Consider the following 21,546-nt stretch of genomic DNA (forward strand, 5'->3'; position numbering starts at 1 on the left):
TTCAGCGGGGCGTTGGCCTGGGCGACGATGAAGTCGTCCTCCTCGAACGCGGTCAGGTAGTCGATCTGGTCGGTGACCTTGCCGTTCACGACCTTGCGGTACGGCGTCTCGATGAACCCGAACGAGTTGATGCGGGCGAAGGATGCCAGCGAGCCGATCAGGCCGATGTTCGGGCCTTCAGGCGTCTCGATCGGGCACATGCGGCCGTAGTGCGACGGGTGCACGTCGCGCACCTCGACGCCTGCGCGGTCACGGGACAGACCGCCGGGGCCCAGCGCCGAGAGGCGGCGCTTGTGGGTCAGGCCCGCGAGCGGGTTGTTCTGGTCCATGAACTGCGACAGCTGGCTCGTTCCGAAGAACTCCTTGATCGCGGCGACCACCGGGCGCACGTTGATCAGGGTCTGCGGCGTGATCGCCTCGATGTCCTGCGTGGTCATGCGCTCGCGGACCACGCGCTCCATGCGGCTGAGGCCGGTGCGCACCTGGTTCTGGATGAGCTCGCCGACCGCGCGGATGCGGCGGTTTCCGAAGTGGTCGATGTCGTCGACATCCAGACGGATGTCGGCCGGCTTGCCGTTACGGGTGCCGTCGATCGCGTACACGTTCTCGCCGAGCTGCTTCACGCCGGGCGCCGTCGGGTCGTGCAGGGCGACCAGGTACTTGATCGTCTTGATGATGTCCTGGTTGGTCAGCACCGAGTCGCTCAGCGGGGCCTCAAGGCCCAGCTTGCGGTTGATCTTATACCGGCCGACCTTGGCGAGGTCGTAGCGCTTCGGGTTGAAGTAGTAGTTGTCGAGAAGCGCGCGAGCGGCCTCCGCGGCCACCTGCTCACCCGGACGCAGCTTGCGGTAGATGTCCTTGAGCGCCTCCTCCTTGGTGAGGATGGTGTCCTTCTCCAGCGTGAGCTCGATGGACGTGAAGCCCTTGAACTCCTCGAGGATCTCCTCGCTGGTGAGGCCGAGCGCCTTGAGGAACACGGTCACGGACTGCTTGCGCTTGCGGTCGATGCGCACGCCCACCTGGTCGCGCTTGTCGATCTCGAACTCGAGCCATGCGCCACGGCTCGGGATGATGCGGGCCGAGTAGATGTCCTTGTCGGACGTCTTCTCCGGGGTGCGCTCGAAGTACACGCCGGGGCTGCGGACCAGCTGCGACACGACGACACGCTCGGTGCCGTTGATGATGAACGTGCCCTTCTCCGTCATCAGCGGGAAGTCGCCCATGAACACCGTCTGAGTCTTGATCTCACCGGTGATGTGGTTCATGAACTCCGCCTCGACGTAGAGCGGCGCGGAGTAGGTCTTGCCCTTCTCCTTGCACTCGTCGATGGAGTACTTCTTCTCCTCCAGGAAAGGATTCGTGAAGCTCAGCTGCATGGTTTCGCTGAGGTCCTCGATCGGAGAGATCTCTTCGAAGATCTCCTCCAGACCGCTGTTGCTGGGCAGATCCTGACGCCCCTGGGCCTCGGCTTCTGCGACGCGAGCCTTCCACGCGTCGCTGCCGACCAGCCAGTCGAAGCTCTCCGTCTGCAGTGCGAGGAGGTCCGGAACGGTGAGGGTGTCGGTGATCTTGGCGAACGAAAGACGAGAGTGGTTTCGTCCGTTCTTGGGAGTGGTGGTGGAAGATGCGTTGCGCGCAGCAGCCAAGGAAATAACCTCCATGAGGTCCCGGGCAAGGGACCACGGGTGACTGTCGGTCAGGTTGTGGTGTGGACGAAGACTCCCGCTACAGTGGTGCCCTGCCGTTGTGCTCTATCTGACCGGTCCCGCGCGTCGTAGACCCGTAACCCTGCTCTTGCAGGAGTGCGGGTTCGCAACACCGAAAGACCCAGCCCATGCACACACCGGAAGACACGCAGAGCCGACCGCAATATGAAGGCATGAGTGTGGGAGCGCAAAGAACAACTATACGTCAACGCGACGCGCCGTGTCCAGTTTTTTCTTGACCGATTTCGGATTCGGGAGTATAAGCATCCTGCGGGCCCCGTTTATTCCGCGTCTGGGCGGCCCGCTCGCCCCTTCCGCAGGGACCGACGGCACGCATCCGCGGGGCCCGCGTGCTGCATCCACGGCCCCGCGCAGTGCACCCGCGAGGGCAGCGCCGTGCATCCGCGAGGGCAGTGCCGTGCATCCGCGAGGGCAGTGCCGTGCATCCGCGAGGGCAGTGCCGTGCCCAGTTCAGGATGTGAGGCCGCTCGACCGCATATGGCGCTCGAGCACGTCGCCATCCTGAACTAGACACGGTGCGCACGCGCAAGAGCACCTCGAATCGTTCCTCGGCCGCCCGGGTATCTATCCTTTGCGCTCAGGCGATCCCCGGCCGCTCAGATGGCGATCGCGCGGCCGCGACTACGTCCGCTTCCACGCGACCAGAGGTGCTGCTGCGATCTGACGAGCTCAAGGATGATGGGTTCGACGGTGTCCTGTTCATAGACCACATGGCGGTACTTCAGGCGGACGACCAGATAGCCGAGCGACACGAGCCGGAGATCACGATCGTAATCGCGCTCGGAGCCGTAGCCTTCATGGAATTTGGCGCTGTCACACTCGATCACCAACCGGTCACCGATCAGGAGATCGACGTGACCGACTCCTGGTATGTACGCCTGCGGTATCGCGCGGATGCGCCTGGCGCGGAGGAGCGTTCGCTCGATCGACTCCGTTCCGGATTGGCTGCGCCCGTCGCACCAGGAATACAGAGTCGGAATCGCCGCGGCGACGGCCGAGCGGGTGAGGATCTTGAGGTTGAGCGCAGAGTCGGCCATCGCGATCACGTGTTCTCGGGGCTGACATCTGGCCGAGTCAGCAAGGGCGACACGAGCATCAACGATTGCACTCGGTCGGAATGTGACCTGCACTCCAGACGGAGGGTCAGTTTCCCAATGAAGGCAGACCTCGCGCCCGCTTCGGTCCACGAACGAGCCTCCTTCGTCGCTCGGCCGCAGTCTTAAGCGCGATGCGTTGCGTGGCACGAGTACGTGAAGCTTCTTGTCGTCTACGGCCCACAGGCCGTGATGCGGTGCAGCGGACGGGCCCGTCATCCGACCGCCGATGTATAACGCTTCAAGCGCGTCCGCGTTGGCCCCTCGCGCCATGAACCAGCCACGGCGCACGCGGAGCAGTTCGCCGATATCGAGAGCGTGCGCGATATCGCGCTCACTCCTCCCGGACCGGAGCAGTAGCCGCGTCGATGCGACACCAAAGGGGATCGATGGCCTGAATCCTTGCGACATGAGGACAGGCTCGCTCCCGCAAAGACGTCGGACCGAGTTCAAACGTTCGACGAGCAAAGCTGCTTAAGGAACGCGCCTGGGGAGGACAACAACTCAGGCGCGCTCCAAGCCGACAGGACGAGCGGAGTGCTCCGTCGCGCAGACTCCTGGAGACGGCTCTCACTCCGCAGCTACTTCAGGACTGCGTGCACTTCGACCGCTATATGCAGCCGAACCGCCCCTCCTCCTGAACTGGGCAGATCAGTGTCCGACCAGGTGCGCACAGGCCAGCTATGCGTCGGCGCCGTCTAGGGCACCGAGCCCGGCGCAGCAGCGGCCCGCCGAGGGTCGCACCGAGCCCGGTGCAGCAGCGCCACGTCAGGGGCGCACCGAGCCCGGTGCAGCAGCGGCCCGCCGAGAGGCGCACCGAGCCCGGTGCTGCAGCGCCGGGTCAGGGGCGGGCCAGGGCTATCGCCTGGGCGCGGTCCCGCAGGTCGAGCTTGGCGAAGATCGAGTTGATGTGGGTCTTCACCGTGGCGACGCTCACGTAGAGGCGGCCGGCGATCTCGGGGTTGCTCATGCCCTCGCCGACCAGCTCGAGCACCTCCGCCTCGCGCGCGGTGAGCTGCGGATGCCGACTGCGCAGCTCGTCAGCGGACAGTGCGCCCGTGCGCACCGACGGCTGCGACGCGACCGGCGACTGCTCGATCGCGGGCGGAATTGACGTGCCGCCGACGGCGCCGGTCAGCCCGCCGATCAGACGCGCGCCGACCTCGCCGGAGAGAGTCGTCTGGCCGCGGGCTACGGAGCGCACAGCGGCCGCGACCTCGGCGCGCGAGGCATCCTTCGTGAGGTATCCGCGGGCGCCGGCCCGTAGTGCGCCCATCACCGAGGCGTCGTCGGCGAACGTCGTCAGTACGAGCACCGCAGTGTCCGGATGCTCAGCGGTGATGCGGGCGGTGGCGGCGGATCCGTCGAGCACGGGCATCCGCAGGTCCATGAGCACGACGTCCGGATGCCGCTCCCCCACCAGCGCGACGGCCTGTGCGCCGTCGGCCGCCTCGCCGACCACCTCGATGTCGGGCAGCAGGTCGAGCACCGTCACGAGACCGTCGCGCACGATCGCCTGATCGTCCGCCACGATCACGCGGATGCGCGGCTCGCCCGTCGCATGGGCTTCCCGGCCGCTCTCGCGAGTGGCATCCGGCTCACGGCTGCGCCACATGCCGCTCTCGCCCGGCGCGTCGGTCATGCGGCTCCTCCTACGGTCGCGAGTGCGGCCTCGGCGCGCACCTCGAACCGTCCGTCGCGCACGCCGGTCTCGACCGTACCGCCTGGCAGCTCGGCGAATCGCTCGCGCATCCCGAGCAGTCCTTTCCCCGATCCCGTCGTTGCGAGCTCCAACCCTCGCGCCGTCGTCGCGACGGGGACGGCGTTCGCCACCTCGAGCGCGACGCGGTCCGGATGCCACGAGATGCGCAGTTGCACCGCCTCGCCCGGCGCGTGCTTGCGTGCGTTGCTGAGCGACTCCTGGAGTGCGCGCCGAAGCGCCGTCGCCACCCGCTCCGACACATCGACCGGAGTACCGAGCTGCTCGAAGTCGATCCGGCCACCGAGCCGCTCGTGCGCGTCGACGAGGTCGATCAGCTGGGCGGCGAGGTCCGCGGACGAGACGGAGCCCTGCGCATCCAACGGCGAGCGCAACGCCTCCACGGCACGCCGCGCCTCGGCGAGACCCGATGCGGCCATCGAGCGTGCGTCGTGCAGGCGGGCGAGCGCGGCATCCGTCTTGCCCGCCTCGAGCTGCGCCTCGACGGCATCCAGCTGGATCACGAGACCGCCGAGGCTGTGCGCCAGCACGTCGTGCATGTCCCGCGCGAGCGACTGCCGGGCGGCCATCGTCGCCGCCTTCGCCTGCTCCTCGCGCATGGCAGCGGTGCGTTCGGCGAGTTCCGCGGCCGCGACCTGTCTCGCTCGCGCCTGCCTGCGGTTGATACCGGCGAGCAGCGCGACCACCACGGCGAACTCGATCGACAGGATGCCCTCGATCGTCACGCCCTTGCCGCCGGTCACCGAGACCGCGATCGGCACGACGACGACCAGTCCGGCTGCGAGCAGCGCACAGAGATAGGTCAGCCACGGCGGTTGCTCGAGTCCGCCGATCTGCATGACAGCCGCGATGACGGGAACGATGAGCAGCCCGTTCGTCGGCCACGCCGCGATCGCTGCGGTCACGACCATGGCGAGGTAGAGAACACGCGAGACGCGGATCCAGGTCAGCGGTACGAGAAGCGACCCCAGCCACGCGAGGAGCGACGCGACGGCGAGCGGCACGACAAGCTGCGGATAGTCGACCGTTCCGTTGATGGACTGCAGCACCAGGTAGGTCGCGACCACGACCATCCCGAGCACGTTCAGCAGGATGGTGAACGTCGTACGCCGCGGCTGGATGTCTGTCACGCTCGCCCTCCCGCCTGTGGTCATCCGTCCATCCTGCCGCGCCGACACAGAGGCGCCCACCGCCTCGCCAACAGGACAGTAAGCGCTCTCCCGCTGGAAACACGCCCGGATTGGCCTGTTTTCGGCCGATTGTCCTGTTGAGCGCGGGCGGCTGGCGGCAGGCCAGGCGGGAATGCGGACGGCACGCCGGCGCCCATCTCTGCAACGCGACACGCTCCCGGTCGCGGCGGCGTGCACGCCGCGACAAACGCGACCATGCACTCGGCCAACTGCGGCGCGCCGGGCGGGGCCCCGCGCGCCACACGACACAGACCCCCACCGGCTCCGCGGGGCCGCGGCCGGCGCGGTACAGGATGACGCCGACGCGGGCGAGGCGGTTCGCGGCGACCATGAGCAGGATGACCCCGGTCGAGGCGGCCAGGTGCGATCCGGCCAGGTTCGCCAGGGCGTCGATGCCGATGCGCACGGCGATGAGCACGACCCAGAGCGCGAGTCCGACCCATCCGGTGCGGGTCTCGAGCGTCACGGGCGCCATGCTCGGGCGACGGTCGTTCGCGTGCGCGTCACGGTACAGACGGATGCCGTCAGCCGTCATCGGACGGAACCTCGCGATCGCGCCCATCGCGGCGCCGAGCGCGAGCGAGATGACCAGCTCACCGCACAGCACGGCGATGTCGGTGCCGGTCAGCGTGGCCACCTTCGTCATGCTGCCGAGCGTGACGAGGCCCACGATGGCGAGGATCGCCGGCAGGCGCCACATGCGTCCGGGGTCCACGGCCCGCCAGGTCATCTGGCGGTAGCCGACGAAGGCGACGAGGGCGACGATGACGATCGCGTTGGTGACGAGTTGAAGGGAAACGGTCATGCATCCACTCTCGGCAACGAGGGATGCTCCGCCCACCGCCCACGGGTGGAGATGCGGGTGGAGATCGGGTGGAGCCGGGTGCGGGCGACACTCCCTACTCTTGGAGGGTGCAGGAGCATCCGTCGGTCGTCTTGAAGAACAGCGGTCTGCGCGCCGTGATCGAGCCCGACCGGTGGGTGCCCGGCTCGTTCCAGCTCGTGGTGGACGGCACCCCGCAGTCGCACGTGGACCTCGACGACCCGACCCGGCTGTTCTTCGAGTACGTGCAGCGCATGGGCAACGTCATCGACCTGCTGCACGAGCCGGGCGAGCCGATCACGGCCGTGCATCTCGGCGCCGGCGCGATGACGCTCCCCCGGTACATCGCCGCCACCCGGCCGGGATCGCGGCAGCAGGTGGTCGAGCTGGAGAGCGACCTCGTCGAGTTGGTGCGCTCCGAGCTGCCGCTGCCGAGGTCGGCACAGATCAGGGTGCGGCACGGGGATGCCCGCCAGGTCGTCCGCAAACTGCCCGCCGGCCTGCGCGGCACGGTCGACCTGCTCATCGTCGACATCTTCAGCGGCGCCCGCACACCTGCTCACGTGACCAGCGTCGAGTTCTACCGTGAAGCGGTGTCGCTACTGGCACCGGACGGTGTGATCCTCGTCAACGTCGCGGACGGGCCGCCGCTCTCGTTCGCGCGCGGGCAGGCATCCACTCTCGCGTCCGTCGTGGAGCACGTCGCCGCACTCGCCGAGACCCAGGTGCTGAAGGGCAAGCGGTTCGGCAACATCGTGCTCGTCGGCTCGAACGCCGCCCTGCCGCTGGACTGGCTGCCGCGTCTGATGGCGAGCGGACCGCATCCCGCCAAGGCCGTCGCGGGCGACGAGCTGCGGCAGTTCGTCGCGGGCGCGCAGGTGGTGACGGATGCGACGGCCGTCGCGTCGCCGCTGCCGGGGCGGAGCGTGTTCCAGCTGAAGGGGTGAGCGCGGCGGCGTCCCGTCCTGGCCCCGGCCCTCCGCCCGGCCCGGCCCTCCGTGCGCAGCCAATTCCTGCAATCGCGGCCAGTTGAAGTGGCTGTGGTTGCAGGAACTGGCTGTGATCGGCGGATGTCGGCGGCGCAGGCCCGTTCGGCCAACACGTCAGTGCGCGTGCCGGAACCGGACGCGCTGCCCCGGCCGGAGCTGGGCGAAGAGGTCGAGGTCGGCATCCGCGACGACGGCGAGCACCGGGTAGCCGCCGGTGACGGGACCGTCGGCGAGCAGCACCGTCGGTTCTCCGGATGGCGGCACCTGGATCGCGCCTGGCACCATCGGCTCGCTGGGCAGCTCCGCCGGCAGGTCGGGATCGTTCGAGCGTTGCAGCGTCACACCCTCCGACCGCAGCCGGGCGCCAACCCGATTGGACTCCTGCGTGACCTGCCAGTCCGTGTCGTAGAACGCGTCGATGGATGCCGGCGCGAACCAGTCCTGCCGCGGTCCGGCGACGACGTGCACATCCACCTCGTCGTCCGGCGGCGACCACACGGTCAGAGCGTCAACGGCGGGGATGTCTCCAGCCACGTCGTCGGCGAGGGCGATCGTGTCGCCGTCCACGAGCGGAGCGGGTCCGAGGCGGGCGCCGATGTCGGCCGAGGCGGAGCCGAGCTCATGCGGAACGGCTACGCCGCCGCGGAGGGCGACGACGTACCTCAGGCCGTGCACCGCGGTGCCGAGCTCGAGCACGTCACCTGCTGCCGCCTGCACCGCGGCATCCGGTTCGATCGGATGTCTGCCCAGCTTCAGCGCGCCCCTCGCGCCGGTCACCGCGAACCACGTCGGCTGTTCGAAGCGCAGCGTCGCGGCGACGACCACCTCGAGTCCGGCCGCCGACTCGTCGTTGCCCACCAGGCGGTTGCCCAGCCGCAGGGCGCCTCGGTCGAGCGCACCCGAGCGGCCGGCGCCGATGGATGCCGATGCGGGACGGCCGAGGTCCTCGACGAGGAGCTGCGGGCCGGACTGCAGCACCGTCACGGCCGCGGCGGCGGTGGCCGCCTGGGTCGCCGGAGCCGCCTCAGATGCCGCGGTGCCGTCGAACGATGCGCCGGAATCCGCACGATCCGCCGCATCCGAAAGCGGTTCCTCGTACGGCCGATCGTTCGTTTTCCGGCCGACCGTGCGAGCGTCGGCCGGCGGCGAGCTCGCCTCGACGGCACGGAACCGCACGGTCGTGCCCGGGGCGAGGAGCGCCGGCCGGGCGTCGGCCGGGCGCCAGAGCGGGGCATCCGTTCGTCCGATCAGCTGCCAACCGCCCGGCCCCTCGCGAGGATAGGCGCCGCTGAAGCCGCCGGCGAGCCCGACCGCGCCGGCCGGGACGCGCGTGCGCGGGGTGGCGCGACGAGGCACGTCGAACGAGTCGTCGTCGGTCACCAGGTACCCGAACCCGGGTGCGAAGCCGGAGAACGCGACGCGCCACGTGGCATCCGTGTGCCGGCGGATCAGCTCATCGGATGCGATGCCGACGAGGCGGGCGACCTCGTCGAGGTCCTCGCCGTCGTACACGACGTCGATGACCAGCGGGTCGCCGTCGGGCGCTGGCTCCTGAACCGAACCGGGCACAGGCATCCGCTCCAGCACCCGGTCGAGCCAGGTGTGCACGGCGTCGGCCGAGAGGCGCTTCGGGTAGAAGAGCACGGCCAGCGTCCGCGTGGCAGGCACGATGTCGTCGACGCCCGCCCGGCGCGACTGCGACAGGAGGTCGCGAAGCGCTAGAACGGCGTGCAGATCGGGCAGGTCGACGAGGAGCGCGCGGTCCCCCAGCCGGTGGATCGTGTACGGCAGCGGTGCCGTTCCGTTCACGCGAATGCCTCGATCGGGATGCCCGCCTCCGCCAGCGCTTCACGCACAGCGATCGCCATGGCGACGGCGTCCGGACTGTCGCCGTGCACGCACAGCGATGCGGCGTCGAGCTCGATCGTCGCGCCGTCGATCGTCTGCACGACACCGTCGGATGCCATGCGCACGGCACGCTCCGCGATCCCGTCATCCGGTCCGAGCACCGCTCCCATCCGGCTGCGCGGCACGAGCGTACCGTCGCCGAGGTACGCCCGGTCGATGAACGCCTCACGCACGAATGGCACGCCGCGCGCCTCGCACGCCCGCTCGATCGCGCTGTGCGGAAGACCGAGCACCGGCAGCTCGGCGGGGAAGGATGCCACGGCATCCGCCACCGCCGTCGCCTGCTGCTCGTCGGTGGCGATGCGGTTGTACAGGGCACCGTGCGGCTTCACGTAGCGCACCTCGGCCCCGACGGATGCCGCCATGCCGGCGAGTGCGCTCAGCTGGTAGAGCACGTCGGCGTGCAGGTCGGACGGCGTCACGTCGACGAAGCGGCGGCCGAATCCGGCGAGATCGAGGTAGGAGACGTGTGCGCCGATCGCGACGCCCAGGTCCCGGGCCGCGCGGCAGGTGGCGAGCATGGTGGCCGGGTCACCGCCGTGGAATCCGCAGGCGACATTGGCGCTCGAGACGACGTCGAGCATCGCGTCGTCGTCGCCCATCGTCCAGGCGCCGAACGACTCGCCGAGGTCGCAGTTGATGTCGATCGCGCGCATCCCTCTCATTCTGCATCCCCCTGCTCTCCCTCCCCAGGGTGCGCTCGCGAAGGCGGGTGCACAGCGACCGCGTGCGCGACGGCATCCGTCGGTCGCCGTCGTTAGCCTCGAAGAGTGGCGGAACTGGTACGGGTACGAAGGTGGGCCGAGGCGCTGATCGCGATGCACCTCGACGCGGATGCCTGGACGTTCGGCTTCGACAACGCGAAGACCCGGGGCGGGCAGTGCAACCACTCCACGAAGCGCATCACGGTCTCGCGTTACCTGGCTGCCCGGTTCGACGACGACGAGATTCACCAGGTGCTGCTGCACGAGGTCGCTCACGCTCTCGCCGGTCCGGCCGCTGGCCACGGGCAGCTCTGGCGGGCGATCGCGCGCGACCTCGGGTACGTCGGCGAGCGCACGCTGGACAAGCCGGTCGCGCAGGACCTCGCACCGTGGGTCGGCCGCTGTCCCCGGGGCCACGTGCACTACCGGTATCGCAAGCCGACGCGGGTGATGTCGTGCGCCACCTGCTCGCGGCGGTTCTCGCGGGAGTTCCTGATCGCCTGGGAGAGGAGGCGGGTATGACCGGTATCTGATCGCGTTTGCGCTGGCCGACCTCGCGAAGTGTGACCCCGCGCCGACGAGGCGGGAAGATGGTTCAGCCCAGCAAGCGGATCGGATGAACCTCGACAGATGACGACAACGGCAGCGGAGAGCACCACGGCCCGACCCGGCAACGAGGGCCGACCCGACGTTGGTCACCGGCTCAGCGAGACCGGCCAGTGGTTCGACTCGGCCGACGGCGTGCACTGGTGGTTCGACTCCGGATGCCTGTGCCTCGACTTCGCCTACACCGGTGGCATGGCGGCTCCCCGCGACGGCGAGCGCGTGCCGAACGAGCCCTGGGAGCGGTTGGGCACGCCCGCCGACCTCACCGCCTGGCTGCACGACCGGTTCCCCGCCATCGAGGCCTCCTGCGTCGAGCACGAGCTGCGTGATGCCCTGACGCTGCGCGAGGCGATCGCGAACCTGGCGTACGCGGCGTTGGACGGGCATCCGTTCGCGGGTCGCGATGTGGACGTCGTAAACCTGTACGCCTCCACGCCCGACCTGCCGCCGGCGCTCGCGGGAGGCAGCAGGCAGGCCGGCCGCACGCGGCCGCGAGCCACGCAGGCGCTGTCGGCGATCGCTCGCGATGCCGTCGCCGTGTTCGGCGCTGAGGATGCCCGCGAGCGCATCCGCACGTGCGGCGCCGACGACTGCGGGCTCGTCTACCTCGACGTGTCGCGCAGCCGTAATCGCCGCTGGTGCTCGATGCAGCGCTGTGGCAACCGGGCGAAGGTGCGGGCGCACCGGGCGCGGCACACCCGCGTCGTCGAGGGGTCGTAGGGCAGGGGCCCCCTGGATGGCGATTGTGGACCCGTCCTGTCGCCTTGGGGCGCGATAGCGACCGGAGGCGTCCACAAGTTCCCTTTGTGCCGAGCGGGCGGTCCCGCGCATGCCGAAAGGCCGGCCTGCGTCAGGGGTGCGTGCCAGAGTTTGCGGTATGACCAGCGTCGGCGCGATCTTCAGTCCCTACCCGTACCCGCCTGAGGCGCTTCCGGATGCCGCGATCGCGGCCGAACGCGCCGGCGTCGCCGAGCTGTGGCTCTGGGAGGACTGCTTCCGCGAGTCGGCTTTTGCGGCCGTCTCCGCGGCGCTTGCCGTCACGTCCGGTCTGCGGGTCGGCATCGGCATCGCACCGATGCCCCTGCGCAACGTCGCGGTGACCGCCATGGAGATCGCCACCATCGCGCGCATGTTCCCCGACCGCTTTCTCCCCGGCGTCGGGCACGGAGTGCAGTCGTGGATGGCGCAGGTCGGCGCACGAGTCGCCTCGCCTCTCACTCTGATGCGCGAGCAGGTGACGGCGCTCCGCTCACTTCTCGCCGGCGAGACAGTGACGGCCGAGGGACGCTACGTCGCGCTCGACGCCGTTCGCCTCGATTGGCCGCCGGCGGCGGTACCCCGGGTGTTCGCCGCGGCGGAGGGTCCCAAGACCCTGAGGTTGGTCGGCGAGGTGGCCGACGGCGCCGTGCTCGACAGCCGGCACACCATCGGTGAGGTCGTCCACGCCGTTGGCGAGCTGCGGGCTGGACGAGCGGATGCCGGTCGAGCAGGCGAACCGGACATCGTCGCGTACGCGGCGGCGGCCTTCGGTGACGATGGCGTCGACCGCCTCGTCGCGGACTGGGACGGTGAGGTTCCGGATGACGTCGACCGGCGAGTGCTCGCCGGCACGGTCGACGACGTGGCGGCGGACGTCCGACGCTTCGCGGACGCGGGCGTGCAGCACGTCATACTGCTGCCGCCGCGCTCGGAGCCCGACCTCGCGGCCTATTTCGAGCGGGTCGGCGAGGTGGCCCGCCTCGTGGGGTGACCTGTCGCTCGCGGGCCGAGCAGAGGCATCCGCCTCAGTGTTCGCGCTTCGCGCTCCGACTGACTCCATCGCCTCGGCCAAGCGAGCGAGCTCGCTTTGCTCTCGGCTCAGTCCTCAGTCGACGACCTGCACTTCTTTCCAGAACGCGACGTAGTCGCTGAAGTCCTTGCCGACGCGATCGAAAGCCGTCGGGTACGGGTGCGGATAGCTCCACGCGCGGTCCTGCAGTCGCTGACCGCCGGCGTTCACCGTGAAGTACTGGCACTCGCCCTTCCACGGGCAGGTGTAGGGGGTTGGACTGGTCTCGAGCAGCTCGGTGTTGACGCTCGACGGCGGGAAGTACCAGTTGCCCTCGATCTTGATCAGGTCCTCGACGGGAGCCTCGGCGATGACGGTGTCGTTCACGACGGCTTTCATGGTGGTGATCCCTTCTGTTCACGACGGCTGTCGTGGGCAACACGATGAACGCGGATGCCATTCCCTCGACGGTCGTCGAGGCCTGTCGCGACACCCCGGTCTACCCTGCTCTTGCGACGTTCCACTGCGCCGATAGGCTGTGCTCGCCACGGCCCTCGCGCCGCCCTTCGTTCTACGGAGCACACCCTGATGACCGCACCAGTCTCGCCCGACGACGCAAAGGAAGGCGCCGAGCAGTCGCCATCGACCGAGCCGGTTGCGAATCAGTCGGAACCGGCGTCCTGGCCGGCCCCGACGGAGCCGCCGCAGTACGGACCTCCACCGGAAGGGCCGCAGTACGAATCGGGGCAGCAGTACGAAGCGGGGCCGCAGCCGACCGAGCAGTACCCGACCCAGCAGCTCCCCAGCGAGCAGTACGAGCAGACCGCTGACAAGCCGAAGCGATCTCGGATGCTGACGTGGCTGATCGCGGGCGGCGCCGCGATCGTCGTGCTGATCATCGCGGGAGTGGTGTGGGCATCCATCGAGACCGCATCCCACACGCCGCAGGCCGCGGTGAAGCCCTACCTCGACGCGCTGGTGAAGGGCGATGTGAAGGCGGCCGTGAAGGCCGGCAACATCGACACCCGCAGCCCCCTCGTGACGCAGAAGGTCTACTCGAAGACCAGCCAGCACGTGACGGGTTACTCGATCGAGCCCGCTCACACGGTGGGCAGCGAGGCGACCGTCACCGTCAAGTACCGACAGGGATCCAGCCGCTACAGCGAGGTGCTGCGACTGAAGAACACCGGCAGGGACATGCTCTTCTTCACGAGGTGGAGGCTCGAGCCGATCACGCTCCCCACGGTGAAGATCGCGGTCGGCGCACCTGCTGCGGATGGCATCACCGTGAACGGGGCCACCGTCGGCGCGGAGAGCGAGATGGCGCTGGATGCCCTACCCGGCAGGTACAACGTGTCGCTGCCGAGCACCGCGAACTACACGGTCGCGGACAAGAGCACGACGATCAGCGACCTGAAGGACACGGGCGACACGTCGGGTAAGGATGTCGTCGCGCTCGAGGCGACGTTCACCAACGCGGGTCAGCACGCGGCGAACGACGCCGTCAACGGATGGGTCGCCGCGTGCATCGCGCAGCCCACTCTCACACCGACCGGCTGCAGCTTCTACCTGAACAACACGTATCCCGAGCTGCACCTCTCGAACCTGAAGTGGACGCTCGCCTCGGCTCCCGTCTTCGACATCGGTCCGTGGGACGGGCACGGTTGGCCGGTCACGACCACGACCGACGGGTCGGCAACATTCCTCGCCGACTACACCGCAGACGACGGCAGCTCCGGAATCGTCTTCTCCGAGGCGCCGGTCCCGGTGCAGGTGGATGGCGAGATCACCGGCTTCGACAAGGACGGCAAGGCGATCTTCACCTCGATCGACTGGTCAGGCAAGGCTTCCCAGGGCTCCGCCTGATCGCGGCGGCCGCGCAGGTACAAGCTCCGCCTGATCGCGGCGGGCCCCCGAATCAGGGCTCTGACGCTGCGGACGGCCGCAGGATGAGCCGCGCACCGTCGCGGAAGAGATCGTCCGCGGTCCGGCCCGTTCCGGCGAAGTAGTCTCCGATCGCTTTCGAGGCGACGGGGAACCGAGCCTGCAGCTCGTCCACCGAAGGCGCAGGACCGTTTGGCGCTGGAGACTGCTCCTCGAGAACCCAGCCCACCGTGAAGCGCTCCCCGACCAGCACCAGCAGGCGGGCATCCTGAGCGTCCATCCCCCTCTCCACGAGTGCGGCCATCGCCGTCTCGGAGAAGTCGGCGCGGCGGAGTGAGTATCTCGATCCCGAGATGATGCGAGCGCCGTCGGGGTGCCGGAGCACGGCTCCGCGCAAGACGCCGAGCGCCTCGAGAAGCCACTCCCGCCCGTTCGGGTACTCCCCCGGGTCGGGAACGGCGGCTATCGCCTCGTCCATGATCGCGTCCGCGAGAGCATCCAGGAGTTCCGATTTGTTCTTCACGTGCCAGTAGAGCGTCGGCGCCTGGACCTTCAGGCGGGCAGCCAGAGTGCGCAGGCTCAACGCATCCAGCCCGTCGTCATCGACGAGTCTGAGCGCCTCCTCCAGCACGCGCTCCCGATTGAGCGGCATGTCATCCTCTCGCTTGCGCTACTTCTCTTACAGTGTTAGATCTATGGTAGATCTCTAACACTGTAAGAGAGAGGCAGGCGATGAAAGCAGCGGTCGTCGACAGAGCCGGCGGCATCCCCGAGTATCGGGACTGGCCGGATCCCGTTGCGAAGGACGGCGAGGTCGTGGTCGCGGTCGAGGCGGTTGCGGTCGAGAACGTGGACCGAGCGATAGTGGCGGGGACGCACTACACGTCCGGGAACTTCCAGGCTGCACTTCCGGCGATCCCCTGCTTCGACGGTGTCGGGCGCCTCTCGGACGGGACGCTCGTGGGCTTCGGCGGGCTGACGCCGCCGCAGGGTGCGCTGGCGGAACGCGTCGCAGTGCCCGCCAACTACACGGCACCGATCCCTTCCGGAATCGCAGCCCCCGTCGCCGCTACCCTGTCTTCTGCCATCAGCGCGATGCTGGCTCTGAGCGCTGCGGCCGAGTTCCGCGCCGGCGAGACCGTGCTCGTTCAAGGCGGCACCGGCGTCGCCGGGCGGCTCGCGATCCTGATCGCGCGCCTTCTCGGGGCGGGCCGCATCGTCGCCACGGGTCGCGATGAAGACGCACTCTCTGAACTGCGCGACCTCGGTGCCGACGCCACGATCAACACCGCCGTCGACGACGTCGCGCTGATCCAGGCTTTCGGAGAAGAGGTCGGCAGCGGATACGACGTGGTACTCGACTATCTCTGGGGCCGCCCGACGGAGCTCCTCACCCGGGCGCTCATCCCAACGAGCTTCGCCCTGGGCAAGCCGACGCGGCTGGTGCAGATCGGGGAGGCGGCCGGCCCCGGGATCCGGCTCACCGCGGATGCTCTGCGCACGTCAGGCCTGGAGCTCTACGGGGCCGCCCGCAACGCCGCCACCGGCATGGCGAGCGCGTACCAGCAGGTCGTGGACTGGGTGCGCGCGGGCGAGCTGGTCATCTCCGTCGAGGCCATGCCGCTCAGCCGCATCGCCGAGGCCTGGGTCCGCACGGACCTGCGCGGTCGTCGGCTCGTCATCGTTCCGGACTGAACCCCCACCCCGATCACCGAAAGGAGAACCATCATGAACGCCGTCACCAGGATCTTCCACGACCTCACGCACCGCGTGCCAGGCGTCCCCGAGCACTCCGACAGCCCAACGCGCACAGTCGGCGGCCGGCCCGGTGGCAGTGGACGTCAGCGAAAGGGATTGCGAATCTCGACACCTGCGATGACCTGGCCGTTGTTCAGGTCCTCCGTCCACAGCACCGGGCATTGCATCCGTGAGGCGCTGCGGATGATCATCGCGTCCCACACCGAGATCCGCGACTCGTCGGCAATCGCGGCGGCCGCCACGACATCTTCAGGAAGAGGGGAATGCACGGGACCCCGGGAGAGAAGTTGCAGTCGTTCCCGCGCCGCTGCCGGAGACAGCGGCGCCGGGCTTTTGATCTTTCGCGTGAGCGTGACGTAGAACTCAAGCAACACCTGCGTGCTGACAACCGCAGACCTGGTGTGGATCGCCGCTTCGAACAGATCGGCCGCGCGACGGTGGCGATCATCGTCGGTCTCACCGTACGCATAGACCAGAACGTTCGTATCGAAGAAGGCACGTTGCGAGTCACTCATGGGCAAATTCCTCAGACCCGCTCATGGAGCTCGTCCCGCGTCCACGTCACGTCGGCGATTCGATACATACCCCCTCGAATCAGCTCGAACTCGCGAGCCCATGCCTCGTCATAGTCGTCTTCCAACTCGACGCGGTTGGCTAACACGTCGGCCACGAGAGCAGAAATGGAAGTGTCATGGGCGGCCGCGTAGACCTTTGCTCGCCGGATCAGATCTGCGGGCAACGCCAGTGTGATATTCCGCGTCGTTGCCATGTGAACCAGTGTAGCGCTGGTCCATGTGCTACCCGACGTAGTCATCCGGATACAGCTGGCGGATGCCGCCGTCATGCGCCGACACGACGTTCCACTCCGAGCGGAGGATGCCCATCACGACGATGTCTTCGTAGCGTCCGCGGACCCAGGCGTGCTCGCGCTGCCGACCCTCGATCACGAAGCCCGCCTTCTCGTAGGCACGGATGGCCGCGAGGTTCGACGAGATCGCTTGAAGGTGCAGTCGGCGGAGGTTGCAGCGCACGAAGCCGAACTCGACGATTTGCGAGATCGCGGCGGTTCCGATCCCCTTCCCGCGGGACTCGGACCGTAGCGCGACGCCGACCTCGGCGTGGCGGGCGAGGTCGTCGAAATCGAAGAGCCCGATGCTGCCGACGACTTCGCCGTCCAGGTCGATCACGAAGCGCACGTTCTCGTCGGCGTCGGTCTTGGCGAGACGATCCTCGTATGCGCTCCGCGTCAGCGGCGCCGGCGGGGAGGGGTTCCGCTCCTCCCACGTGCTGAGCTCTGCGGCGATGCTGTAGAGCGCATCGACGTCGGCATCGGTGCGAGCGCGAAGCGTGACGGCAGGCGGGGTGACCATGCACCGTACGTTACCGAGCAGCGAGAATAACGACCGGTTCGGAAGGGATTTCAGCGAGCCCGAGGTGAGCAGCCTCAGCTCGCGACGCGGGCCGCTACCTCCGCAGGCGAGGCATGCGTGAAGACGCCGTCGACGAGCACGGGGACGGCGGTGGAGACATCCGTCTGGTACGCGACCGCGATGTCGTCACCCTGGTCGTCCTTCAGCAGCTCGCCGCCGCTCACGGATGCCGTGAACATGTGACGGATGCCCCGCTCGAGTCCGGTGTAGGCGGCGCACGCGGCCGCCGCCTCCGGGGAACACGCGTCGATGCCGACCTTGCCGAGCGCGTCGATCACCGCTCCCGCGGTCAGCAGGTCTTCGACGGCGAACCGCACGGTCTCGTCGGTGCGCGTCTCGCCCGCGGCGACGACGGCGACCATCGCCCGGTCGCCGAGGCTCTCCTGGTAGTCGAGGATCCAGCGGGCGACCGCTGTGCGGTTGCGCAGGGTGGCCGCCAGAACGGGAACGCCGTAGCCGGCCGCCAGAGTCGTGAGCCGGGACCCGTTCAGCGAGGGCACCACCGCTCGCTGGGCCCCGAACGCGCCGACGTTCTGCTCCGTCATGCTCGAGGGCGAAAGCGAGACCCCAGGTGAGCCGCGACGACCGGCGAGGCGGGCATCCAGGAACTCGCCGGCGGCATCCGCTGCCTCCGCCTCGTGCCGCAGCCCGGCGTACGGCTGCACCTCGAGCCCGAGCGCGACGCCCATCTGAACCGTCGTGGTGAACGAGATGGCGTCGATCACGACGATGGCGCCCGCGGTCTGTGCGATGCTGCTCAGCCCCTCGCGGCCCCAGTCGAAACGCACCTCGTAGCGCTGCTGGGTGGGTTCGTCGGGACTAAGGGGCGTCTTCACCCGGCCATGGTAGCGGCGCCGGCCGGAACGATTCGCCCGTCGACGACGGTCACCAGCGCGTCGAGCAGATGGTCGTGCACGAGGTCGTGCGTCACCAGCAGGGTCGCCGTCTCTCGCTCGTGCGTGAGGTGCGCAATGAGCTCCATGATCGCTGCGCCGCGTTCCTGGTCGAGAGCGCTGGTCGGCTCGTCCACGAGGAGCACCTGAGGCTCGTGCACGAGTGCTCTCGCGATCGCGACCCGCTGCCGCTGACCGCCGGAGAGCTGCGCGGGACGCTTCCCTGCGTGGTCGGCGAGCCCGACGGCATCCAGAAGCTCGTCGACCCGAGAGCGCACGAGGCGTCGACGGCGACCGGCACCCCGTCCGCCGAGCTCCGCCATCACCATGAGCTGCTCGCGAGCCGTGAGCGACGGCAGCAGGTTCGACTGCTGGAACACGATGCCGATGCTCTCCCGGCGGAGCGCCGTGGCATCCTCGCGGGACAGCGCCGTGGCATCCACGTCGCCGACGATGACGCGCCCTGAGTCGGGACGGATGAGCGTGGCCGCCACCGCGAGCAGGCTCGACTTGCCGGATCCGGATGGCCCGGTGATGCCAGTGAGCACGCCCGCCTTGGCGTCGAGCGAGACGCGGTCGATCGCGGTGACGCGGGACGCGCCGTCGGGGAAGGTGAGAGTGACGTCGTCGAGGGTGATCATCGGTTGCTCCCGAGCGCGGTGAGAGGGTCGGACTTGGTGACGTTGCGCAACGCGACGGCCGCGCCGAGCAGGCCGAGCACGGCCATGGCGACGGCGGGCGCGAGCGTGGTGAGCGGACTGAGCAGGAACGGCAGCGCGCCTGAAGCGAGCGTTCCGAGGGTGACGACCACGAGCATCCCGACGCCGATGCCGATGACGAGCACGACGAGGGCCTGACCGAGGGCGTCGCGCACCAGAGACCGGGTGGTGGCGCCGAGCGCCTTGAGCACGGCGATGTCGGCGGAGCGCTGCATGGTCCACACCGTGAAGAACGCGCCGACGACGAGCGCGGAGATGCCGAACAGCATCGCGATCATCAGCCCGAGCGAGCCGATCTCCGACTTGAACGCGTCGAGAGCGGCGAGGCTGAGCAGCGGCGGCTGGGCGATCGTGTGCGTGTGGTCGGCGACGGCGTTCCAGTCCGGGTCGCCCGTCACGGCGAGCGCCGTGGCCTCACCGGTGCCGCCCATGGCCTTGCTGAGGTGGGCCCAGGCGTCCGGGGTGAGGGCGACGACGGGCGTATGGCTGTACCAGGCATCGCCGCGGACGGATGCCACGGTGAACGTGCCGCCGAGGATGCTCACCCGGCCGCCGGCCCGCGCCCCGCCCAGGTCCTTCGCGGCGCCCGCGGAGAGGCCGACCTCGTCTGCGGCGCGAGGGGCGAGGTCGGTGACGGTGGAGGAGGCACCGCCCTGCGGCAGCCCGAAGAGCGCGACGGCGGCGGTCTTGCCGTGCGCGGTCGCCTTGCCCTGCGCGATGCCGACGGGGAGCACGTCCTTCACGCCCGGCGCGCTGCGCCACGCCTCGACGGCGCCGGAGTCGATGGATGACTCGCTGAAGCTCGGCTGACCCGAAGACGGATGCTGCAGCACGATGCGGTCGCCGGGCAGGCCGAGCACCGCCGACACGTTCTGGGCGGCGAGCCCGCCGGTGAGGCCCGCCAGAAACCCGACGAGCAGGGTGATGAGCGCGACGACGGATCCGATGAGCACGAACCGGCCGCGCGCGAAACGCAGGTCGCGCCAGGCGACGAACACGATGGAGTCCTTTCCGCGGCGCGCATCCAGCGGGCCACGTCATCCAGCCTCGCGAGAAGCCGCCGCCGTGCCATCGCCAACCAGTCCGGTGTTCCGCTCCAACTTTCGATGGATGACCGGGCCTTCCGCGGATTTGTACTCTGGACGTCACATGGTGCACCGCGATCTCACCCGCGTCTTCCTCGTGCTGCGAATCGGGCTGCACGTGCTGTTCGTCGCGCTGCTCGCGCTGGTCGTGGTGCGCGTCGTGCTGCTCGGCGCTCCCCTCGTCTGGCCCGGACTCGTGCTCGCTGTGCTCCTCGGCCTCGTCTACCTGGCCGGCATCTGGGTCATCCACGTGCCGGCCGAGCGGAGGCGACTGGCCAGCGTGCTGTGGCTGGCGGCGCTGTCGGCGATCTGGATCGGGCTCCTCTTCCTCGTGCCGGAGGCCGCCTATCTCGTCTTCCCGCTCTTCTTCCTCTACCTCCACCTGCTGCCCATGCCGTACGGGCCCGTCGCGGTGCTGGTCGCCACGGCGGTGTCCATCGTCGCCCTCGGGCTGCACGGCGGATTCTCGGTCGGCGGCGTCGTCGGTCCGCTCCTCGGCGCCGGCGTCGCTCTGCTCATCGGCCTCGGCTACCAGGAGCTGGCCCGCGACGCGGCCGAGCGAGAGGCTCTCCTCACTGAGCTGCTCGCCACTCAGGACCGACTCGCCGCCTCCGAGCGCGAGCAGGGGATGCTCGAGGAACGGGCGCGCCTCGCCCGCGAGATCCACGACACGGTGGCGCAGTCGCTGTCGAGCATCCAGATGCTGCTGCATGCGGCGGAGCGAGCGGATGCCGACCGCCCGGGGGCCGAGCACCTGCGGCTTGCGCGCGAGACCGCTGCGGCGAGCCTCGCGGACACGCGCCGATTCATCCGGGAGCTTGCGCCTCCCGCGCTCGATGAGGGGCTGCACAGCGCGCTGGTCCGGCTGGCGGAGCGCGAGTGGACCACCGACGGGCTTCGCGTGCAGGTGGACGTCGCTGAACCGCTCGAGCTGCCCATGCACGTGCAGACGGCGTTCCTGCGCATCGCCCAGAGCACGCTCGCCAACGTCGTGAAGCACGCCTCGGCGACGCACGCGACGATCGCGCTTGAGACCGGAGCGAACGAGGCGCGGCTCACCGTGACGGATGACGGGGTCGGCTTCGACCCGACCACGCTCAGCACACGGGCGGGAGCATCCGACTCGTTCGGCCTGCGCGCCATCGCGGAACGCGTTGAGCAGCTGGGTGGCGAGCTCGAGGTCACGAGCGCGGCCGGCGCGGGCACGACCGTGCGCGTGGTCGTGAAGGGGCTCGGGACGGAGTGAGA

General features: G+C 69.1%; 21 protein-coding genes and 1 pseudogene. 8 read left to right on the forward strand and 14 right to left on the reverse strand.

The features are described 5' to 3' along the window. The 4 genes and pseudogenes from ACTHNC_RS18365 to ACTHNC_RS18380 form a co-directional block, all read right to left on the reverse strand. Positions 1 to 1,646 (reverse strand): annotated as a pseudogene (locus ACTHNC_RS18365) (DNA-directed RNA polymerase subunit beta); the annotation flags it as partial. Positions 1,647 to 2,323: 677 nt separating this feature from the next. After that, positions 2,324 to 2,764, reverse strand: a complete 441-nt coding sequence (locus tag ACTHNC_RS18370) for an endonuclease domain-containing protein (RefSeq protein WP_440296078.1) — start codon at positions 2,762 to 2,764, stop codon at positions 2,324 to 2,326. Between the two features lie 898 nt (positions 2,765 to 3,662). After that, entirely contained in the window at positions 3,663 to 4,463 is an 801-nt protein-coding gene (locus ACTHNC_RS18375; RefSeq protein WP_440296079.1) for a response regulator, read from the reverse strand. Then, positions 4,460 to 5,695: a sensor histidine kinase gene (locus tag ACTHNC_RS18380; protein WP_440296080.1), complete on the reverse strand. Its 1,236-nt coding sequence runs from the start codon at positions 5,693 to 5,695 to the stop codon at positions 4,460 to 4,462. The genes ACTHNC_RS18375 and ACTHNC_RS18380 overlap by 4 nt, the downstream gene beginning before the upstream one ends. Positions 5,696 to 6,060: 365 nt before the next feature. Here ACTHNC_RS18380 and ACTHNC_RS18385 point away from each other — a divergent pair, with 365 nt between their 5' ends. Continuing rightward, positions 6,061 to 6,471, forward strand: a complete 411-nt coding sequence (locus ACTHNC_RS18385) for a hypothetical protein (RefSeq protein ID WP_440296081.1) — start codon at positions 6,061 to 6,063, stop codon at positions 6,469 to 6,471. A gap of 172 nt (positions 6,472 to 6,643) precedes the next feature. Next, a complete protein-coding gene (locus tag ACTHNC_RS18390) occupies positions 6,644 to 7,501 on the forward strand; it encodes a spermidine synthase (RefSeq protein WP_440296082.1) in 858 nt (285 codons plus the stop codon). Between the two features lie 156 nt (positions 7,502 to 7,657). Here ACTHNC_RS18390 and ACTHNC_RS18395 read toward each other — a convergent pair whose 3' ends face one another. Together ACTHNC_RS18395 and ACTHNC_RS18400 are read right to left on the reverse strand one after the other, a co-directional pair. After that, positions 7,658 to 9,352 (reverse strand): 5-oxoprolinase/urea amidolyase family protein, encoded by a 1,695-nt coding sequence (locus ACTHNC_RS18395; RefSeq protein WP_440296083.1) that lies wholly within the window; start codon positions 9,350 to 9,352, stop codon positions 7,658 to 7,660. After that, on the reverse strand, positions 9,349 to 10,107 hold the full coding sequence (locus ACTHNC_RS18400) for a LamB/YcsF family protein (protein ID WP_440296084.1): 759 nt from the start codon (positions 10,105 to 10,107) through the stop codon (positions 9,349 to 9,351). The genes ACTHNC_RS18395 and ACTHNC_RS18400 overlap by 4 nt, the downstream gene beginning before the upstream one ends. A 114-nt stretch (positions 10,108 to 10,221) precedes the next feature. Here ACTHNC_RS18400 and ACTHNC_RS18405 point away from each other — a divergent pair, with 114 nt between their 5' ends. The 3 genes from ACTHNC_RS18405 (at position 10,222) to ACTHNC_RS18415 (ending at position 12,511) form a co-directional block, all read left to right on the forward strand. Next, positions 10,222 to 10,677 (forward strand): SprT-like domain-containing protein, encoded by a 456-nt coding sequence (locus ACTHNC_RS18405; protein WP_440296085.1) that lies wholly within the window; start codon positions 10,222 to 10,224, stop codon positions 10,675 to 10,677. A 108-nt stretch (positions 10,678 to 10,785) separates the two neighbouring features. Then, complete coding sequence (locus tag ACTHNC_RS18410; protein WP_440296086.1) at positions 10,786 to 11,481, forward strand: CGNR zinc finger domain-containing protein; 696 nt, start codon at positions 10,786 to 10,788, stop codon at positions 11,479 to 11,481. A 157-nt stretch (positions 11,482 to 11,638) separates the two neighbouring features. Then, positions 11,639 to 12,511: an LLM class flavin-dependent oxidoreductase gene (locus ACTHNC_RS18415; RefSeq protein WP_440296087.1), complete on the forward strand. Its 873-nt coding sequence runs from the start codon at positions 11,639 to 11,641 to the stop codon at positions 12,509 to 12,511. Positions 12,512 to 12,625: 114 nt separating this feature from the next. Here the strand turns inward: ACTHNC_RS18415 and ACTHNC_RS18420 are convergent, their stop codons facing one another. After that, positions 12,626 to 12,928, reverse strand: coding sequence for a DUF427 domain-containing protein (locus tag ACTHNC_RS18420; protein ID WP_440296088.1), 303 nt, complete (start codon positions 12,926 to 12,928; stop codon positions 12,626 to 12,628). Positions 12,929 to 13,117: 189 nt separating this feature from the next. Here ACTHNC_RS18420 and ACTHNC_RS18425 point away from each other — a divergent pair, with 189 nt between their 5' ends. Continuing rightward, entirely contained in the window at positions 13,118 to 14,395 is a 1,278-nt protein-coding gene (locus ACTHNC_RS18425; RefSeq protein ID WP_440296089.1) for a hypothetical protein, read from the forward strand. Between the two features lie 52 nt (positions 14,396 to 14,447). Here ACTHNC_RS18425 and ACTHNC_RS18430 read toward each other — a convergent pair whose 3' ends face one another. Further along, a complete protein-coding gene (locus ACTHNC_RS18430; RefSeq protein WP_440296090.1) occupies positions 14,448 to 15,065 on the reverse strand; it encodes a TetR family transcriptional regulator in 618 nt (205 codons plus the stop codon). A gap of 80 nt (positions 15,066 to 15,145) precedes the next feature. Between ACTHNC_RS18430 and ACTHNC_RS18435 the strand changes: the two genes are divergently transcribed. After that, positions 15,146 to 16,108 (forward strand): zinc-binding dehydrogenase, encoded by a 963-nt coding sequence (locus ACTHNC_RS18435; RefSeq protein ID WP_440296091.1) that lies wholly within the window; start codon positions 15,146 to 15,148, stop codon positions 16,106 to 16,108. Positions 16,109 to 16,254: 146 nt separating this feature from the next. Here ACTHNC_RS18435 and ACTHNC_RS18440 read toward each other — a convergent pair whose 3' ends face one another. The 6 genes from ACTHNC_RS18440 to ACTHNC_RS18465 all read right to left on the reverse strand — a co-directional run bounded on the left by ACTHNC_RS18440 (position 16,255) and on the right by ACTHNC_RS18465 (position 20,211). Continuing rightward, positions 16,255 to 16,686: a PIN domain-containing protein gene (locus ACTHNC_RS18440; protein ID WP_440296092.1), complete on the reverse strand. Its 432-nt coding sequence runs from the start codon at positions 16,684 to 16,686 to the stop codon at positions 16,255 to 16,257. An 11-nt stretch (positions 16,687 to 16,697) separates the two neighbouring features. Continuing rightward, positions 16,698 to 16,940, reverse strand: coding sequence for a DUF6364 family protein (locus tag ACTHNC_RS18445; RefSeq protein WP_440296093.1), 243 nt, complete (start codon positions 16,938 to 16,940; stop codon positions 16,698 to 16,700). Between the two features lie 28 nt (positions 16,941 to 16,968). After that, a complete protein-coding gene (locus tag ACTHNC_RS18450) occupies positions 16,969 to 17,541 on the reverse strand; it encodes a GNAT family N-acetyltransferase (RefSeq protein WP_440296094.1) in 573 nt (190 codons plus the stop codon). A gap of 74 nt (positions 17,542 to 17,615) precedes the next feature. Then, the gene (locus tag ACTHNC_RS18455; protein WP_440296095.1) at positions 17,616 to 18,437 is read right to left on the reverse strand and encodes a 2-phosphosulfolactate phosphatase; all 822 of its coding nucleotides are present in this window, start codon (positions 18,435 to 18,437) and stop codon (positions 17,616 to 17,618) included. Next, complete coding sequence (locus ACTHNC_RS18460) at positions 18,434 to 19,135, reverse strand: ABC transporter ATP-binding protein (protein WP_440296096.1); 702 nt, start codon at positions 19,133 to 19,135, stop codon at positions 18,434 to 18,436. The genes ACTHNC_RS18455 and ACTHNC_RS18460 overlap by 4 nt, the downstream gene beginning before the upstream one ends. Beyond that, the gene (locus tag ACTHNC_RS18465) at positions 19,132 to 20,211 is read right to left on the reverse strand and encodes an ABC transporter permease (protein ID WP_440296097.1); all 1,080 of its coding nucleotides are present in this window, start codon (positions 20,209 to 20,211) and stop codon (positions 19,132 to 19,134) included. Before ACTHNC_RS18465 ends, ACTHNC_RS18460 begins: the two co-directional genes overlap by 4 nt. Positions 20,212 to 20,362: 151 nt before the next feature. On the opposite strand from ACTHNC_RS18465, the gene ACTHNC_RS18470 reads away from it, so the two are divergent. Next, positions 20,363 to 21,544: a sensor histidine kinase gene (locus ACTHNC_RS18470; RefSeq protein ID WP_440296098.1), complete on the forward strand. Its 1,182-nt coding sequence runs from the start codon at positions 20,363 to 20,365 to the stop codon at positions 21,542 to 21,544. The last annotated feature ends 2 nt before the right edge of the window (positions 21,545 to 21,546 follow it).

This window comes from Humibacter sp. (assembly GCF_051954055.1).
GTDB lineage: Bacteria > Actinomycetota > Actinomycetes > Actinomycetales > Microbacteriaceae > Humibacter.

Bases quoted from the DNA above. Each gene is read 5' to 3' on its own strand.
- ACTHNC_RS18385 (WP_440296081.1), top strand. From the start codon at position 6,061: ATGAGCAGGATGACCCCGGTCGAGGCGGCCAGGTGCGATCCGGCCAGG.
- ACTHNC_RS18435 (WP_440296091.1), top strand. From the start codon at position 15,146: ATGAAAGCAGCGGTCGTCGACAGAGCCGGCGGCATCCCCGAGTATCGG.
- ACTHNC_RS18445 (WP_440296093.1), bottom strand. From the start codon at position 16,940: ATGGCAACGACGCGGAATATCACACTGGCGTTGCCCGCAGATCTGATC.
- ACTHNC_RS18410 (WP_440296086.1), top strand. From the start codon at position 10,786: ATGACGACAACGGCAGCGGAGAGCACCACGGCCCGACCCGGCAACGAG.
- ACTHNC_RS18400 (WP_440296084.1), bottom strand. From the start codon at position 10,107: ATGCGCGCGATCGACATCAACTGCGACCTCGGCGAGTCGTTCGGCGCC.
- ACTHNC_RS18470 (WP_440296098.1), top strand. From the start codon at position 20,363: ATGGTGCACCGCGATCTCACCCGCGTCTTCCTCGTGCTGCGAATCGGG.
- ACTHNC_RS18380 (WP_440296080.1), bottom strand. From the start codon at position 5,695: ATGACCACAGGCGGGAGGGCGAGCGTGACAGACATCCAGCCGCGGCGT.
- ACTHNC_RS18430 (WP_440296090.1), bottom strand. From the start codon at position 15,065: ATGCCGCTCAATCGGGAGCGCGTGCTGGAGGAGGCGCTCAGACTCGTC.
- ACTHNC_RS18370 (WP_440296078.1), bottom strand. From the start codon at position 2,764: ATGGCCGACTCTGCGCTCAACCTCAAGATCCTCACCCGCTCGGCCGTC.
- ACTHNC_RS18450 (WP_440296094.1), bottom strand. From the start codon at position 17,541: ATGGTCACCCCGCCTGCCGTCACGCTTCGCGCTCGCACCGATGCCGAC.
- ACTHNC_RS18415 (WP_440296087.1), top strand. From the start codon at position 11,639: ATGACCAGCGTCGGCGCGATCTTCAGTCCCTACCCGTACCCGCCTGAG.
- ACTHNC_RS18440 (WP_440296092.1), bottom strand. From the start codon at position 16,686: ATGAGTGACTCGCAACGTGCCTTCTTCGATACGAACGTTCTGGTCTAT.
- ACTHNC_RS18420 (WP_440296088.1), bottom strand. From the start codon at position 12,928: ATGAAAGCCGTCGTGAACGACACCGTCATCGCCGAGGCTCCCGTCGAG.
- ACTHNC_RS18460 (WP_440296096.1), bottom strand. From the start codon at position 19,135: ATGATCACCCTCGACGACGTCACTCTCACCTTCCCCGACGGCGCGTCC.
- ACTHNC_RS18425 (WP_440296089.1), top strand. From the start codon at position 13,118: ATGACCGCACCAGTCTCGCCCGACGACGCAAAGGAAGGCGCCGAGCAG.
- ACTHNC_RS18375 (WP_440296079.1), bottom strand. From the start codon at position 4,463: ATGACCGACGCGCCGGGCGAGAGCGGCATGTGGCGCAGCCGTGAGCCG.